Origin of the sequence: Cysteiniphilum litorale (genome assembly GCF_003428165.1) — a bacterium.
Classification (GTDB): Bacteria; Pseudomonadota; Gammaproteobacteria; order Francisellales; family Francisellaceae; genus Caedibacter; species Caedibacter litoralis.
Map to the genome: position 1 here is coordinate 41,083 of NZ_QLIQ01000008.1, position 16,188 is coordinate 57,270.

Genomic DNA, 16,188 nt, shown 5'->3' on the forward strand with positions numbered 1-16,188 from the left:
GTTGAATGAAAAAAATATGCAAATAATTTTTAACTAGTAGAGTAAGCAGATTTACGACTCTGATGCAGGTAACTAAGAAGCACCGACTTAAACTTCAAATCAGTACAACGATGTTTAATATGCTCTAAAAACACTTTATACCCCATACATTCCTCTTGGTTTTGTGGCATATGCAGGCACACTCGACGATTACAGTTTTTAAAAAACTCACATGACAAGCAGCCTGACTGGAAGCTATTCTGCTGATATCTGATATTTTTTAGCCGATCAGGCGAAAAAAGTATTTCATTAGGCGTCTCACTATTTAAACGTCCAACGCCCTTATCAACAGCTGACTGAATCGTACAGGTACTTACTTTTCCATCAGGTTCAATAACAAAATAACCTTTCTGACATCCCTCTTCCTGAATCATTGGCAAATGTAATGCGATCCGTGAATAGCTCTTACAAATATCGACATTAATATATTTTCCTTTAGCGTAAGCATCTAATACCAGATCAAAAATATGGCAATACATGTTAGACTGCTCTAAATTACTGGGAATTTCTGCCTGTTGCACTTCAGGAACGCCTGTTTTAAAGAACTGTGATATCTGAATATTCTCAATCCCATAGCTCATTAAGGTGTCGATAAGATGCGCTTCCTGACCTATTTCGCTTTTCGTTAAGGTGCAGTTGACAATCATAGGCTTACCCAGCTTTTTTACTGCGTGGTATTTCTTCAACCACAGCTGATGATAGTTATTAACTGAACCATTAATTTTACGAGTGCTCAAATCTAATGACGTTTTTATCAGGTCAACATAATCACTGATATAAGCTGCGTGTTCATCACGATATGCAATTAATGAGGTATTGATACGATGCTCTATGAACGTATCATTGTCTAATGTTCTTTTAATCGAATTATACGCATTGACTAAGAAATCATGATTAAGCGTTAAAGGCTCGCCACCGGTAAAGCTCAAACGTAACGTCTTTTCATTTCTAAGTTTAAGATGCGTATTAACAAGCCCTCCAATACGCTGATAAAACTCATTTGATAACCGTAATTTATTGTGGCGATTAACCAGAGGGATCATGCAGTGATCACACCCCACATTGCACCAGTTGGTCAGTCGAACCTGCAACATCATGCCTGTTTACTCCTGTAATAGTCATACTCAACGCCACAACGATAGGCCTGATACTGCACCTGATTTTGTATTAACTCATTAATCATCAATGCCGCAGCAATATCATGTAGACGCTTTTCATATAAGTTTTCATTCGCTTTTAAATGCCTTCGCCCAAGAATTAAACCCTGTTTCTGATTTATAGTGCTTTCATACTGCTCCAGATGTCTTGCCCGATCTAGACCTGTATGTATGACGCAATTAGCACTGAATCCCATATAGCATTTAGGTACAAAGAGTGACCTGATCATCTTTATTAAGCCTTTGTAGTATTTAATCTGGTTATCTTTAATCGTGCATGATCGTTTATGAAATGATGGTGAATTAAGTGTTAACGTAGAATGCATCTTTAATCGTGAATACTTTTTATATCGCTCTTTTGAAGATAACCATGGGCGTAAAGGTAAGAAGGGATAAGCGTATTGATAGCGCTGTGTCTGTTCACTAGGATGTAGCTTAAAACTAACATCTAGAAGGTGCGCTGGCAGTACGTCTATATTACGCTTTTGGCATAGATTACACCATGCTCTGTCTATTGATCTAAGATCAACCCCCATATTTTTGAACACATAAAGTGCAAGTTTATCATCAAAAAATGTGTATATGCCACGTTTGATGTGATCAACATTGATCGTCGTATAGACAGGCGATAGACATACCAGTATTCTTGAATCAGGGTAATGATTTAATAGACTCGCCAACGTAATGACAGTTAAATAATCATCATTGTTATTTACAATAAAATCATAGTGATTAATTTTAACTGTTGACTCTAGAATCATTACCAGCTACCTCTTCCACAATCACTGTGATTTGAATAGCAAGGGGTATAAGACTCAACATAGCAGGGTGTCACCACATCTTGTTGATTACTTATTCCATTAATATTATTCGAATCATTGTTATTGTCCCCACCAGTCATAAGATTACGGTTTTCATGCAAGATCTGCCCTGGACTTTTATAAAACATTTCAGCATTTGCCTGCTGTTGGACAGCATTTGATGGTGTGACAGACAGATCTCTTGCTTTTGACTGACTGATCGCCTGTCCTAGCGACTCAACTGAGTTGATAGATTGTGTCGTATCTGCATAAACAGTGCTTGATAATATAATGGCCTCTGATGCCAGTGATATTAAAATAGCTCTATTAATATTTCCCATTGATGTAGAACTCCTTAATTTATCTTGGTTTATTTATTTGAATAGTCACAGTAAATTTCAGCAATGGCTTCAAATTGAGTTAGATTATGCTGAACAATTTGCCAACTATTGCCATTTGTCTGCGCTCTTATACCAGAGGTGGCATAAGGAACAGAAAACGCAATATCTACATAATTATTAAAAGAGCCACGCGATACGCTGAATTTCACCGGAAACTGTTTAACTTCCTGCATCTGTTGCAATAAAAATATCTTATTGATGCCACCAGTTGCCGTGCAATGCGCATCAAAAGGAATGAGCGTGGTATTCTGATCAATTTTATAGCTACGCACAAAGACCATCCCCAGATAATCAGTTAGCTTAGTATTGCCTTTACTAGCAATGGTTAAATCATTAACATGAACATTGGAATCACCTTTTACACCATTTTGTTTACCAAGATATATATCACCACCACTATCACGATTAAGTGATAATTCACCAACTGAATTTATCCCAATATTATTATTAGCTGACATGGTAATATTACCACTGCCATCGCCAAGCTTGACTGAGCTTGCCGCACCAGATAAAAGTAAAGGCGCACCATTTGATGTGATCTGAGCTTGAGTTGCTGATTGCATTGAAATAGTTGATACATTTAACAATTGACGTTTATCATCTGCAATAGAAGGATTATAGGTAATATTATTCTGCATGGAATTACCTCCATCAACGCGCAGCCAGACATCTTGCGTTCCTTGTAAGACAATATTCACCTGAAAAGTTGCATTGACTTTATCAAAGTCATAACTGGTAATGCCATTAAATGCTCCATTGGACACTGAGCCATAATAAGCACGTGCCGCATTAACAACACTTGCCGCAAGCCCAGGATTAGGCTCTAAGACACCATTTGTTGTCATACTGGTAATCGTACCAAAATTGATTGTCACACTTAATCGACTACCGGTTCCAATATTGTTAACCGTTACAACAGGCGGTGTTCGCATTACCTGAGAGTTAATAATAAAACCACAAGGCAGATATGCCGTTGTTGAACTACCACCACAACTTGTTGGCAAAAGCCAGTTTACACCAGTAAACGTATCACCTGCATGTACAGTGTCTGTTGCAAGCTTAGCATTAACTGCAGCAATATATTGTGCCACATTATTGCCCGTTGCTCTTGCCTCTGACTCGCGTGCCTTATAGCTACTCCATGACATATACGCCATGAATAACAGTCCAGCAATAACAAGCACCATCGCTAATTCAATCAGTGAAAATCCAGCCTGTCTCGAATGTTTCACTTTAATGAGACGTGTATTCTGGTTTTTTTGATTACTTGGTCGCTGGCTAAAAACTCGCATAAAGTGCTCCATCTAACTATAAAATTAATAGAATGTCAGGACAAGCGTTGCTGGATCATTCCCGGCACATGCCGTGGCTAAGGTATCGGATGTAGTAACTGCCTGACCATTTGCAGTAACGCCTAATGAGTTGCCATGCAGATACTTTGCCCCTATCGTTGTACAATTATCTTTAGGTATATTTGTCACAGTGATCTGAAACTGTGTCGTATTATACGGTGCAACCGTAATAACAGAGGTGTTATCCTTACCATACCAGCTCGTTCCGATGACCTGTGCGCCAACGGCACCATGTAACATATCTGACATGACAAAACCCGCATTAATGACAGTTTGTGTCGTCAGCCCAGTATAATCACCACCTGAAGGTCGATATAATTTCGTTACCCCTTCAGAAATCATCGATATCTGTTTGGTCATTTCTTCATTTTTAACATTCCCTGACAGGCTGTTATATATAACAATAGAGCCTATAATCATTATCGCAATAACAGCTATGACCAGTGCTAGTTCAATTAATGAAAATCCCTGCTGATTTTTATATTTGCTATATTTTTTATGTTTGATTGAAAGTTGTTTTATTTTCATTTTAATCTCCTGTTATAAAATATAAATATTAAGCTGATATGGTGCCTAGCGCCTGAAGTGCTATGACAAAGAAAGCCAGATATGAGCCCATAGCCAGAAAGAACACCCCTGAAATAACTTTGAAAGAGCGTTTGATCTGGTTAATCTGTTCATCAAAATAATTAACTGCCAAATCATAAATCCCCTCACCCAGTTTACCCGCATCTGAGTAAACCCCTATTAATGCCGAGATATTTCGATCAAAAAAACCTGTATTCATTAACGTTTCGCCAGGGGCTGTCCCTTGATCAAGAAAACTCAGCATTGCATTAACATACGAGGCGATATAGCCATTAGCATTGTTTCTTATGCTTAACAGTGAAAAATGCAAGGAAGCCTGAACATTATGCTTATCCTTACTGTCTTTGTTATGACTACTCAATAGCAATGACAGTGATACCAAAAATTTAACCGTTGATATTTTTTTATAAATAGAAAATGGTGGTAAGTAATCCAGTATTCGACGTACTTTGTTTTTCTGTTGAGGAATGATGACGACAATACCTACAATCAATACAATTAAAATGACAGAAATAATAAATACATGATCAACCATCCATTGATTAAAATGACTGAATTTAAGTGTAATAGCAGGCATTTTATCTTTTGGAATCGATGCATTAAGACTGGGCATAAGTTTCATTGCAGAGAAATACATCATGCCCACCATCGCCAATATAAACATTGCGGGCTTTGTCATACTAATCAGTATTGCTCTGATTAATGCACCTTGTTTATCTGCATGTTTAACGACATTCTCAAGACCATTAGCTATTTCATAACTGTCGGATGATAGAATTGACATCTCAGATTTAGGAATATAAGGACGAATGGCATCAAAAAAACTCATCCCTAATTTGCTGTAACGAAAATTCACATCATCTAGTATGGATATTAAAAGCGCATCTGGATTAAATAGCTTGCGACCACATTTCTTAAAGTTGTAACTCATCCTTTCTAGCGCCATATTCATCGACATCCCAGAGCTTAAAAGCATCTTTAAAGATTTATAGAGCTTCATGCGCTTAGTACTCGTAAACTGACTGGCAAGCCATTTCACCTGTAGCTTTGGAAATATATGTAGCTGATTGCCAAACCTGTCCTGCGCTGGCTTAAAAACGCTTGTAATATGAAACGCCATACTCATGCGATAGCCTCATTTAATATATTTTGAAGATGCTCCTGCTCCACCAGCTCATTGCCAATTTCAGCATCCAAAGCACCTATCTTATATTCAATGGAATAAGGACATATCTTACCTTTAAATACCTTAATCAAAGCATCTTCCTTAATGGTCATTCCTCCAGCATTTCGCCAGGCACGATAAGCACCTATCTGATCACCTTTCCTAATACTTTGCAAAATATTCGCATTCGGTTTAAGGAATTCAGCAACAACCGTTCGACCATTTACCCCTGAATGATCACAATGTTTACATCCATTGACATTGCGAATACGTACATTATGAATCATATGCTCTGGTAACGCGTAAGTTTTAACCACTTCAAGTAATGACTGTCGTATACTCATGTAATCTATATTTTGATTCATTGCATCATCAATGCTTAGAGCACATGAAGGGCACAGCGTCTGTACCAGTGTCTGATACACAATTAACTGTAGGAAATTTAGTGAACACACTACATCACGATCAATGCCGATACCACATAAACGCTCAATAGTTGAAATGGCATCCTGTGCATGAAGAGTTGAAAAGAACACATGACCTGACTGAATCGCTTTCTGGCTGAATTTTGCTGTACCCTCGTCACGAATCTCATTGCAATAAATCACATCAGGATCTAGGCGAACTACCTGTTTTAGCGTTAAATTAAATTTATGCGTGATATCAGCTTCACTTAATTTGACTGAGTCGTGCACAGCCAACTGATCTACGCCATCGATAATATATTCAACCGGAGATTCGACGGAGTAGAACTTTTTAGTGCCAGCTGTGTCACGAACAAAATTGGAAATCAAGGTTGTTAACGCCGTTGATTTTCCAGAACCTGTCGTGCCTGAGAATAAAATACCACCATGTGGTAACTTAAGCACGTCATTGAAATATTTAATCTGTGCATGACTATACCCAAGATCCTCAAAGGATTTAATGGATGTTTTATCTGTTGAAAGTATACGCATAACCACTACATATGATTTACCCAATGACACATCTTCAATATTGGGAGACTCAATGGCATGAGTAGCAAACCTTATTCGGTATTTACGCTGATTAACAATGCGTTCAAAAATAGTCTGCTGCATTCTTCTTGGGTCAAACATATCATCTTTCTGACCTTCAACACCCTTAGAGTTATACATAGCGCTCATCATTTTATTGGCAAACTGCGCATCATAATTTGCATAGGTGCATCGTTTAATTTCATCATGAACTCTTAGTGAAACGTCACATACCTGACCGCGAATTCTAAAATGTATATCAGACGCATCCTGTGATATGGCGTGCGCCAGTAATTTATCGAACTCACCTGCTAATGCTTCATTAGACTGACTATGATCACTGCTTTTAATTTTTTGCTGACAATCACTTAATACAACAGGTCTAGCAGTAATGGTTTTAATCGCTTTTAAATCGTATTCTTTCAGAGCCTCTGTTTTGTACTTTGCAAGCTTATCGGCAATATCTTTAGACATATGCAAATTGACTGATTGAATAACTGCCAAAGCACGCTGACCATCTTGCAATATATGCTGAACGAACAAAAACTTTGACTGCTCTTCTTTGCTGAAACATTTAACGTGAGATGGATCGCAGTAAAGCAACTTTTCTGCTTTGATATTCAATTCATCAAAACTGTTACATACTTTAAGATTATGCTGTGGTATAACCATCTGCTCTGCATTAAGGATAGGTCTAAGCTGTGATGTGCTCTTGGTTATCTTTAACCCAGGTGCTGCTCTTCTCTGTGTAAGCCATGATTTTATCTGCATAACAATATCTCCCTCGTTTATTACTTTCATGCTGTTATTTCTGGGTTAAATACAGATACTTTTTCTTTTTTGAAACAGTATTGAATAAAACAATTTGTGTTTCATGCACAGCCATTACCTCCCAGATACCATCAAGAGTATCACCTTGCTTGACAGGGATAACATTACTGCCATATTCAACAACTGCTGTCAGATTATTGCCCATGCCATACACCTGCTTTAGTCCATAGTCATACTGCGGTAATAGTGTCTGATTAGCATCTTCATGAGTTGGTTTATGTACTTGAGGCAGTGCTATAGATGACGGTGGTGCAGTTGTTGGTTTGTCTGCACTTAACTGTTTTAACTTTTGCTGTAGCGTCTGTGCTTTAAGCTGTGCTTCAAGTAACTCATTATGTGCACTTTGCATATCTGTCTGCTCAGAAAGCTGTTGCATATTTTCAAGATAACTATCAGCACCAAAAGAGATACCCTGCAAAGCAAAAATCATTAAAGCAATTAGACCAACTTTTCTTACTGATTTTGCTGACTTTACTTCAGATATTTTTCTTATTTCTCTTATTTCATTTGCTTGCTTATTCATACATACTTCCTTTAAATTGCCATTTTCTAATTTGCCCATGGTCAAATACCACGGTGAATGCTTTAATTGTTAAATAAGCATTATTTGCCGTTGCTTCAATTAATTGTCTAAATGCTGTAATTCCCTCGCCTGAGACGCTCAGCATCTGTATATGATTGCCCGTGTTATCAGACACTGTCTTATCTAATGCATATACCAGATGGCTATCCTGTAATGCACTGATTAAAGAAGCTAATGCATTAAATCTGCCTTTTTTATCTTTAAAGTCTGTCAGCGTGATGTTATAAGCACGTTTCTGTGACAGGTAATCAAACTTAACTGTTAATGCTGCTGAATCTGTATTCTTAGCCAACTCCATCTGCGTAGCACTGATAGTGTCCTTCAAAAGAATCAAATCTTTCATATTGGCATAATGCATCCGCTGATATGTTACTACAAGCTCACTCGTTTGCTCCGCATCAAATTGAACTCCGGACATTTGCCAACCATGGTTATAGTAAGGCATACGATTAACTGCATTTAGAAAATTGCTCAACACATAAAAAGCATTTTTTGACTGAATATTTTTTATAAACAAATCATGCTGACGCTTCAGATTTTCTGCTTGAATCCTCTGTCTTTCCAACTGCTGCTGTTGCAATACCCTTTCTCTAGCGGTCTGATCTAAATGATCTTTGTAATATGAATAGCCATACCAGAGTGCAGAAACAACTATAATTGCAGCTATTACTACATACTTAAGCTTTGGTTTCTTGATAACAACAATACTGTATCTACGCCACGTGGGATGTTCTTGTGAAAGAAGGTCAAAAAGATTTAATACCTGTATCTCAGCAACATCTATTAATCCACATAGATTAATCAGTGACTCATCTTCTATATCTAAACATACTGTATAGGATTTAGTGCTTCCCTTTATTCTATGACCTAAATAGGGCAAAGCAGCGCTAAGCGCATCATGTGATAATATTTCATCACCAGATATATTAATATCCATCTGACTTTCCTGTGCAATACTACCATTTGCTAACAGCGCATCCGTTGCTTCCTGATGAGATAGCAAAGTACCACTAATGACAACTGCGCCTCGTTCAATCATGCAAAGCCAGTAAAGAGGTTTCCCATTTTTATCTTTAAAATCTAATTTATCAGTAATCAACAACAGATTTTCAAACTGATCTGCCAAAATCGCTGCAACCGATATCTTGGAAATATTTTCCTTACTATGAGTTATAGCCGTGCGTTTTGAACTGCCTTGATAAAAACCTGTCTGCCCTAGATTGTCTCGATAAAATTCTTTTTTACTGGCGGTAGCTATCCAGGTAAGACCAAATGCATATTTATCTAACATTCAAGCCCCCTACTTACCCATAATGTATGGAGTCACAATAACAACCGTCACTGTATGATCATGATTAGCTGCATTATTGCCTCCAGCAAGAATTGTGCCAGGAATTACTGAGTTCTGACCCGTTGTATCTTCACTGTTTTGAAACCCAGTCAACACAATTGTCTGACCAGATGTTAATAATACTTTAGGGATCATGAATGATTTATTTCTAATATCAGGCAGTTGCATATAACTACCTTTATCGTCAATTTTTACATTCTCCATGTTAAGTAGTGTTGCAATGCTAACCGTCAGATTTATCATGACAGAATTATTGCCAACAAGCTTAGGTGTCACGGCAACATTATAACCAACGTTGACTGTTCCAGGAGTTGCACTTTTCTCAATATTGTCACTGCTTGATCCACTACCACCCAATGTATTAACAGACACCTGTTTGATATAGCTGATTGACCTTTGGTTCTGAATAGGTACGACTGAGTTATTTGCAGTATAAACAGTTGTTGAAGTCACCTTTGATGTTTTACCCAGTTTACTCAGCGCGTTAACAATTAGCTGTGAACCAGCAAATGGACCATGTGATATCCCGCCTGATATTTTTGCTGTCTGTATCGTGCTATTCAATGCATCACTTGTAGCTACAGGAATTGGTGTTGTGTCCCAATCCAGAGATCCAGAAGTAACTTTGTACATCAAATTCCAGTTAAATCCATAGTTCTGTGCATTGGTTTGCTGTACATCGTATATATCAACCCTTACAGCAATACTTCTACCAATAGTTTTGTTGATTGTTTCAATGTATTTTGAAACTAGTTTCATCTGAGGTGGTGTGGTTACAACCGTCACATATCCTGTTTCAGGTGAGGACTCAACATGACCATCCTTACCAACAAAAGATTTTATTGTATCAATCACCTTATTCCAAGCTTTGTCATCCGTTGAATCATATGCAGTTTTAGTATTTTGAACACCTTGAACTTCAGGTGAGTTACTATCAATACTGGTTTTTCTACTTAATACACCTGGCAAATCATCAAGCAAAAAGAATTTGGTATCATAATAGTAAAAGTCTACAGAGTTTGATTTTTCATTATATTTCCACCACAGACCATAATTTTTAGCTAATAACGACAATAAGGTTTTGACATTACCCGTGTAATACAAGGATGTCTTAGACTCTAATAAATTATTATCTCTGCTTTGCGAAGTGTTGTTACTGGTATCCTGCATAACAATAACAGGTTGAGCAGAAGAAGTGCTGTCTGCGTTTACAGTTTTTTTCTTATCAGATGCTGAAGCATTTTCTAAAAAGCCATAGGCATCTGATGTAAGCCCCATTGGAATGTTTGTCTGTGATCCAATTAGCTTAAGAATATCCTGAATAGTCATAGGCTGAGATGTATTAAAAGTTATTTTCTCATTAAATATATCTGGCAACTTAGCTTTATTGTCCACCCGCTTAAAAGATTGACTGGCCACATAAATATTATCGTTATAACTTATAAGGTCAGGCTTATAATCATTAATCGTATCTGCAATCTTATTTGCCTTATCAATATTATGCTTGGCTATATCATCTGTTTTCTGCATTTGTGCACAACCAAAAAGGCCAGATGACACCACTGTCATCATACACAAATTGTACCAGAGCTTTTTATTGAACATATGGTTCTCCATTTTTAGTGTTTTAATTCTATAGATATCTGAATTATCAATCTCATAGAGACCATATTGCCTGAGTTTTGAGAGCGACCTACACCACAATTGTGGTGTCAAAGTGAAAATAATTGATTTTTTTATTAGCTATCTGACGAATGATTCAATCAAATGAAAAAAGTTTTTTAGAAATTATATTTTTGATCGTTTAGAAAAGAATAAATAGGTAAAGTTTATAGTTACGACATTTTCGCCACAAGATATCCCACACTAACACCAAGTTGAAAGAGCGTATCAACTCCAAATTTGGTTTTAGTTTCTATAGATATTTTACGTATGTAGCTATGATCTAAATGCATTTTATTCGCAATGGCCTGTGTTGACAGTCCTTGTATTTGATAAAATATTACCTCTAGTTCTCGTTGTTTTATTTGATTTTGCCCTATGCTTAAAGCTTTATTTTTATCTTTTTTTTTATAGTTATCTAAAATACTAGCATCTGAAATTATCGCACGATGTAGCTCTTGACAATTATTCACTTCTAAATCACTCACTAGCTCTCTAAGAAAGCTAGGATTTAATTTCAAGATGTTGTTTAATGAAAATGAAGACCCACTACCACTTTCAACTTTATTGCTCATCTTAATTACTCCTTGTTTACACCAGTAATTAGTTGTTATTTACCGATATAGCTAAATATGAACCCTCTGACAGTTTGATTATTTCACTTCCAGTTTGAGCTATTTGCTGCCAGTTACTTCCCGTATTGTTGTATTTAAATATTTGTCCAGTAGTGCCAGAAGTCGCTAGGTAAACGATTTCATTATCTGCCCCTCTTTCAATATAGAAATCTTTGGTATCCTGCGAACTCACCACTGGGTTTAGAGAACTATCCCATATCCCTGGATTATTGATGTATCGGTATGTGTTATCATTAGTAGCAAACGACATTAATAAATCACCACTGTTTTTATCAAAACCAAATCCAAGTACATTAAATGAAGCTGGACCCGTTGGTAAATTCACAGCTGTCCAACCTCCACTTGAAGTAGCCTTGTATAATTTCGTTGTAGCCCCCTGCTTGCCGGCAACAAAAACACTGTCATCTGTCTGTACTGCCATATCATTTATTTCAGTCAAATTAGGAGGTGAGTCAAAAACAGACCATGAATTATTCTGGTATCTGAAAATTGACCCACTTCCTTCCCCCGCCGCAAAAAGACTATTATCTGACGTGAAAGCAATTGCCCGCACTGAAGTAACTCCGACTGAGTCTAAATCCCTCCATGTTGATCCATCAGCATTTAACTGGTAAACATGACCATTATTTCCACCAATATATATAACGCCATAATGATCAACAGTTAAAGCTGTAACATTTGTGACTGCTGCTGGCTTACTGATAGTGCTCCAATTTGTGTCTGACTGTTTTTTATAGTGTATAGTTCCATCCGCACCCAAAGAATAAAGAACACCAGTATCACTAAGGTTATAGCTTAATGATTGAGCTACATTATTAATAGTAATGCCATTAGTTTCTGTTTTCGTGCCAGCTGTATAGCCAATACTATTTTTGGCATTCACATATCCATAACAACTTTGACCAGGCTGAAGCACGGTTAACTGATCACATGAATCAGGGCATGTGGTTGGAGTGCACCATGACGTGACGCTCGTTCCATCATAAACAGTAAAGTTTGATGAACCATCTGGCAGTCCAAAGTTAATATGACCAGTAGCGTACTGATCGTTGTTCATTACGGTCATTTTAATGGAAGATCCAGACATTTGTGTAAAGCTCACTGTAACTTTTCCATATTCCTGCGGGCCGGGTGAAGCACCACCTTTATCACCTCCGCCACCACAGGCGGATAAAATAACTGATGACGCTATCATAGCTGATATTAACTTTATATTTATTCCTTTCACTTCGTTCTCCAGTTTTTTTAGTTTGTTATTCGTATACTGATGCATTTATCAAATCATTAATCAATTTTTCTGTTACTTCCTGTAGTGTTTTTCCTGCTCTTGCGCAATATGATTTATACAACAAATGCAGCTCACTAGAAATATGTAGCTGTGATGTTTTTTTTCTTGCTTTTTGATTTTCATCCGTAAGACTCATGCCGTATCCATCTTAATTTTCTCATTTTAACAAAAACATATTAATTCATATTTACAAATGGTACAAGTGGTTTTTTTGGTTTATTTGCTAAAAATATAATGCAATTGCGCTACACTAAATCTACAGATCATTTTTTTTTTAGTAGTATTAATGATAATTATGAACTTGGTTGAATTTTTATGAATCAACTCGCTGAAAATTTAAAGAAATACATGGAAAACAATCGTATAGGATTGAGAGAATTTGCAAAACATATAGGTGTTAGCCATGCAACTTTATCTAGAATAATAAGTAGACCACCTCAAGAATTACAACTAATAACCAAACGAAAAATCTCTGACTTTATTGGTGTTGCATTTGAAGAGCTTTGCAATCATGATCTTGATGCATTGCTCTTAAACAAAAAAGGTAATTATAAGGTTGGATTTATAGATTTCGATGGAAGATCAACAAATGAGCTAGTTGAAACTGATGAGTTATACACCTTTGCAATCAACATAAAGAATAATGATTATGAACCTCTTTTCCCAAAAGGAAGCATACTGTTCTTTGCACATGAGCCAGCTTATCAAAAAGATATCTGCTTAATTAAATATAATAAAGAATTACTTCTTTGTTCTGCTTGCAATGCTTACAGATTAGAATTGGAATTAGTCGATTTGCATACCAAAAAAAAATTCATTACCATACGCAACAATGTAAAAGGGGTGCTTATGAAGTCCTTGAATCCGAAGTAATCTACTATGAAAAGCAAATCAGCAATATACAAAAAACAAGTTGATAATCTACTAAATACACTGTGGAACGATAAATCTTTAGATATTATTGACGATCATTTTAGTGGGCTCTCAGTCATTGACAGTCCAATTTCAACAAGTATTGGAGGTAATGCTAAAAAAGAAATTGTTAAAAAATGGTTTGGTGCATTGCCTGATGTTTCTTATAAAACTGATTTAATCATCTGTGAAAATAATACAGTTATTTCAAATTGGACATGCAAAGGTTCACATCTAGGTGAATTTATGGGTGCTAAAGAGACTGGTCATTTTATTGAGTATCGAGGTAGTTCAACATTTAAATTCGGTGCAGACAATCAAATTTGCTATTATCATGCTATTGCAAATATTACTGATATAATGAAATCTAAAAATATTGAACTGGATATTAACAAATCTACAAATTTTAAAGACCCTGCCAAAATTATTGGCGCATTAAATTATGCTCTAAAGATTCCCCTAACTGAAATTGAAGCACGCATCTTATCCCTTTGGTTAAGGGCGCATAAACCAAAAGAAATTGCGCTGTTGTTTGATAAAAGTTATAGAACAGTAGAAGGTCAGTTGTCACATATAAAGTCTAAAATAGGATTACACCGACCGCCTGAAATCATTGAGTATTTGAAATCAAAAAATGCCTACATCATGTTTGAGCTAATTTTTCAAGACACACTTATCAAATATCGCAAACCTATAATAAAGTAAGAATAAATATGACTAACCAACTGAATGCTGAATACTACTATACAAACTCCGATTTACAAAAAAAAATAGCTATCGATTTATTTCAATACCATAAATTTTCAAATAATGAGAGAATTTTAGACATTGGCAGCGGGGATGGATATATAACAAAACTTATGTCGCAATACGGCCATATTATAGGGATAGATTCATCTCATAGTATGATTAATTTTGCTAAAAAATATAATTCAAACAAAATTACAGAGTTTGTAGAGTCTACAATACTAGAGTATAACACTGAGGAAAGATTTTCCCTTATTACAGCCTTTAATTCGATATACTGGTGTGGAGATATTGATCAGATTTTTAAAAAGATAAATGAACTTCTTGAAAAAAATGGTAAATTTTTAATCGTAACATATCCAAAAGAATCACCATATTGGTTACCGATAATATCCTTACTACAACAAAAAGCATGGGTAAATTGGCAAGAAAAATCAATATATAAACATTGGATAGAATCAAAACAATATACGAAAATAATAAATGACAATAACCTATCACTTATTAGAACAGACTCTTCTACAGAAGAGATTACTTATAACAACTCAGGTGAGTATATAAGCTACTTAAAAGGTTGGCTTCCATTAATGTTTAATATCAGCGATTTCCCAATTGATGACTTTATAAATGAGCTAGTATTTTCGATATGGGGCACAAATACTAGCAAAGCTATTAACTTGTCATATAAAAAGCTCGTATTATATGGACAGCCAAAATGACCAACAAATATACAAATGATTAGGTGTTTTTTACGTATTCCTATTTTTTAATCATATTTTACAATGTACATATTGTTAAAATGTGAAATTTAATAAATCAATGGAAATAGTAGAATTAGTATTCAAGGAACAATCTCTAGTTGTTAAAAACAATGGCGTTATCAATAAGATTGCATTTAAGACCTTAACCAGATATCAAGATCTCATCGAAAATGATCAAATAAGAGCAATATTATCCATGATAAATTTAGCCTAGATATTATGGCACTACTCTAATCATTTGCCATTCTTTATCATCTTTTTTAAGTATATAAGAATCGGACATTCTGTTATCATTCATCTGGTATAATTTAATTACAGAAGGATATATTTTATATCCAACGTATGACTCTGGATAGGCAGGTGCCTTATTTGCATACTCTATTTTATACTTAGCAACCAAATCATCTAATTTCTTATTGCTATCTATAACATCACCAGAAGTTGGACCATATGCCAAAAATCTAATTTGTGCTCCTTTTGGATATGTCTTCCAATATGCAATATTGTCTTTTGTTGAGATTGGCTCAGCAATTCCATCATATATAATTTGTCTTTTGTGATCAGGCAACATAATAGTCATTGACACATATTTATTATTCTTTAATTGTGCTACTTTACTACTGCCTTTTTGTGTGAAAAATAAAATGTATTGATCGGATATTTCCCTAATGGCTACAGTTCGACTCTTTGCATGATTTGTATTATCAACGTTAGCCAGTACACCCATTAAAAATGGCATTTTCTCTTCGTCCGTCCATTTTTTTATCCATGTGTTTACCTTTTGTGATGTCAATAAACTTTCTGATGCTAAGCTCAATTGAGGTAATAACAATGCCAGTAGATTAATCACAACAGCATATCTAGCTATCTTTTTTTTAATTATTAGTTTCAACTTATTTTACTCCTTAAGTATTATGGCTA

Annotated in this window: 17 protein-coding genes; 3 read left to right on the top strand and 14 right to left on the bottom strand. The window is 35.7% G+C overall.

Features of this window, described 5'->3' with window-relative positions; translation table 11 throughout:
• Positions 1-29 precede the first annotated feature (29 nt).
• The 13 genes from DNJ75_RS04995 to DNJ75_RS15305 all read right to left on the bottom strand — a co-directional run bounded on the left by DNJ75_RS04995 (position 30) and on the right by DNJ75_RS15305 (position 12,983).
• Positions 30-1,136 carry a radical SAM protein gene (locus DNJ75_RS04995; RefSeq protein WP_117002093.1) on the bottom strand — a complete coding sequence of 369 codons (1,107 nt, stop codon included), beginning with the start codon at positions 1,134-1,136 and terminating at the stop codon, positions 30-32.
• Positions 1,133-1,957: a hypothetical protein gene (locus tag DNJ75_RS05000; protein ID WP_117002094.1), complete on the bottom strand. Its 825-nt coding sequence runs from the start codon at positions 1,955-1,957 to the stop codon at positions 1,133-1,135. The genes DNJ75_RS04995 and DNJ75_RS05000 overlap by 4 nt, the downstream gene beginning before the upstream one ends.
• Positions 1,957-2,337 (bottom strand): hypothetical protein, encoded by a 381-nt coding sequence (locus DNJ75_RS05005; protein ID WP_117002095.1) that lies wholly within the window; start codon positions 2,335-2,337, stop codon positions 1,957-1,959. The genes DNJ75_RS05000 and DNJ75_RS05005 overlap by 1 nt, the downstream gene beginning before the upstream one ends.
• 29 nt (positions 2,338-2,366) lie before the next feature.
• Positions 2,367-3,689 (bottom strand): type II secretion system protein, encoded by a 1,323-nt coding sequence (locus DNJ75_RS05010; protein WP_157968209.1) that lies wholly within the window; start codon positions 3,687-3,689, stop codon positions 2,367-2,369.
• Between the two features lie 24 nt (positions 3,690-3,713).
• Positions 3,714-4,277, bottom strand: a complete 564-nt coding sequence (locus tag DNJ75_RS05015; protein WP_117002097.1) for a type 4 pilus major pilin — start codon at positions 4,275-4,277, stop codon at positions 3,714-3,716.
• A gap of 28 nt (positions 4,278-4,305) precedes the next feature.
• On the bottom strand, positions 4,306-5,463 hold the full coding sequence (locus tag DNJ75_RS05020; protein ID WP_117002098.1) for a type II secretion system F family protein: 1,158 nt from the start codon (positions 5,461-5,463) through the stop codon (positions 4,306-4,308).
• Positions 5,460-7,268 carry a GspE/PulE family protein gene (locus tag DNJ75_RS05025; RefSeq protein WP_157968210.1) on the bottom strand — a complete coding sequence of 603 codons (1,809 nt, stop codon included), beginning with the start codon at positions 7,266-7,268 and terminating at the stop codon, positions 5,460-5,462. Before DNJ75_RS05025 ends, DNJ75_RS05020 begins: the two co-directional genes overlap by 4 nt.
• 34 nt (positions 7,269-7,302) lie before the next feature.
• Positions 7,303-7,851, bottom strand: coding sequence for a type IV pilus biogenesis protein PilP (gene pilP, locus DNJ75_RS05030; protein ID WP_157968211.1), 549 nt, complete (start codon positions 7,849-7,851; stop codon positions 7,303-7,305).
• The gene (locus DNJ75_RS05035; RefSeq protein ID WP_117002101.1) at positions 7,844-9,202 is read right to left on the bottom strand and encodes a type 4b pilus protein PilO2; all 1,359 of its coding nucleotides are present in this window, start codon (positions 9,200-9,202) and stop codon (positions 7,844-7,846) included. The genes pilP and DNJ75_RS05035 overlap by 8 nt, the downstream gene beginning before the upstream one ends.
• Before the next feature lie 9 nt (positions 9,203-9,211).
• Positions 9,212-10,867 carry a hypothetical protein gene (locus DNJ75_RS05040; protein ID WP_157968212.1) on the bottom strand — a complete coding sequence of 552 codons (1,656 nt, stop codon included), beginning with the start codon at positions 10,865-10,867 and terminating at the stop codon, positions 9,212-9,214.
• Positions 10,868-11,097: 230 nt separating this feature from the next.
• A complete protein-coding gene (locus DNJ75_RS05045) occupies positions 11,098-11,499 on the bottom strand; it encodes a helix-turn-helix transcriptional regulator (protein WP_117002103.1) in 402 nt (133 codons plus the stop codon).
• A gap of 28 nt (positions 11,500-11,527) precedes the next feature.
• Positions 11,528-12,754, bottom strand: coding sequence for a WD40/YVTN/BNR-like repeat-containing protein (locus DNJ75_RS05050; RefSeq protein WP_117002104.1), 1,227 nt, complete (start codon positions 12,752-12,754; stop codon positions 11,528-11,530).
• Between the two features lie 58 nt (positions 12,755-12,812).
• A complete protein-coding gene (locus tag DNJ75_RS15305; RefSeq protein ID WP_157968213.1) occupies positions 12,813-12,983 on the bottom strand; it encodes a hypothetical protein in 171 nt (56 codons plus the stop codon).
• A 179-nt stretch (positions 12,984-13,162) separates the two neighbouring features.
• On the opposite strand from DNJ75_RS15305, the gene DNJ75_RS05055 reads away from it, so the two are divergent.
• From DNJ75_RS05055 to DNJ75_RS05065, 3 genes are read left to right on the top strand one after another with little or no spacing between them, the layout of a single operon-like run.
• Complete coding sequence (locus DNJ75_RS05055) at positions 13,163-13,720, top strand: helix-turn-helix domain-containing protein (RefSeq protein ID WP_117002105.1); 558 nt, start codon at positions 13,163-13,165, stop codon at positions 13,718-13,720.
• 6 nt (positions 13,721-13,726) lie between these two features.
• On the top strand, positions 13,727-14,464 hold the full coding sequence (locus DNJ75_RS05060) for an ester cyclase (RefSeq protein WP_117002106.1): 738 nt from the start codon (positions 13,727-13,729) through the stop codon (positions 14,462-14,464).
• Between the two features lie 8 nt (positions 14,465-14,472).
• Positions 14,473-15,225, top strand: a complete 753-nt coding sequence (locus DNJ75_RS05065) for a class I SAM-dependent methyltransferase (RefSeq protein ID WP_117002107.1) — start codon at positions 14,473-14,475, stop codon at positions 15,223-15,225.
• Between the two features lie 259 nt (positions 15,226-15,484).
• On the opposite strand, the gene DNJ75_RS05070 is transcribed toward DNJ75_RS05065, so the two are convergent.
• Positions 15,485-16,159: a pyridoxamine 5'-phosphate oxidase family protein gene (locus DNJ75_RS05070; protein ID WP_117002108.1), complete on the bottom strand. Its 675-nt coding sequence runs from the start codon at positions 16,157-16,159 to the stop codon at positions 15,485-15,487.
• Between the last annotated feature and the right edge of the window lie 29 nt (positions 16,160-16,188).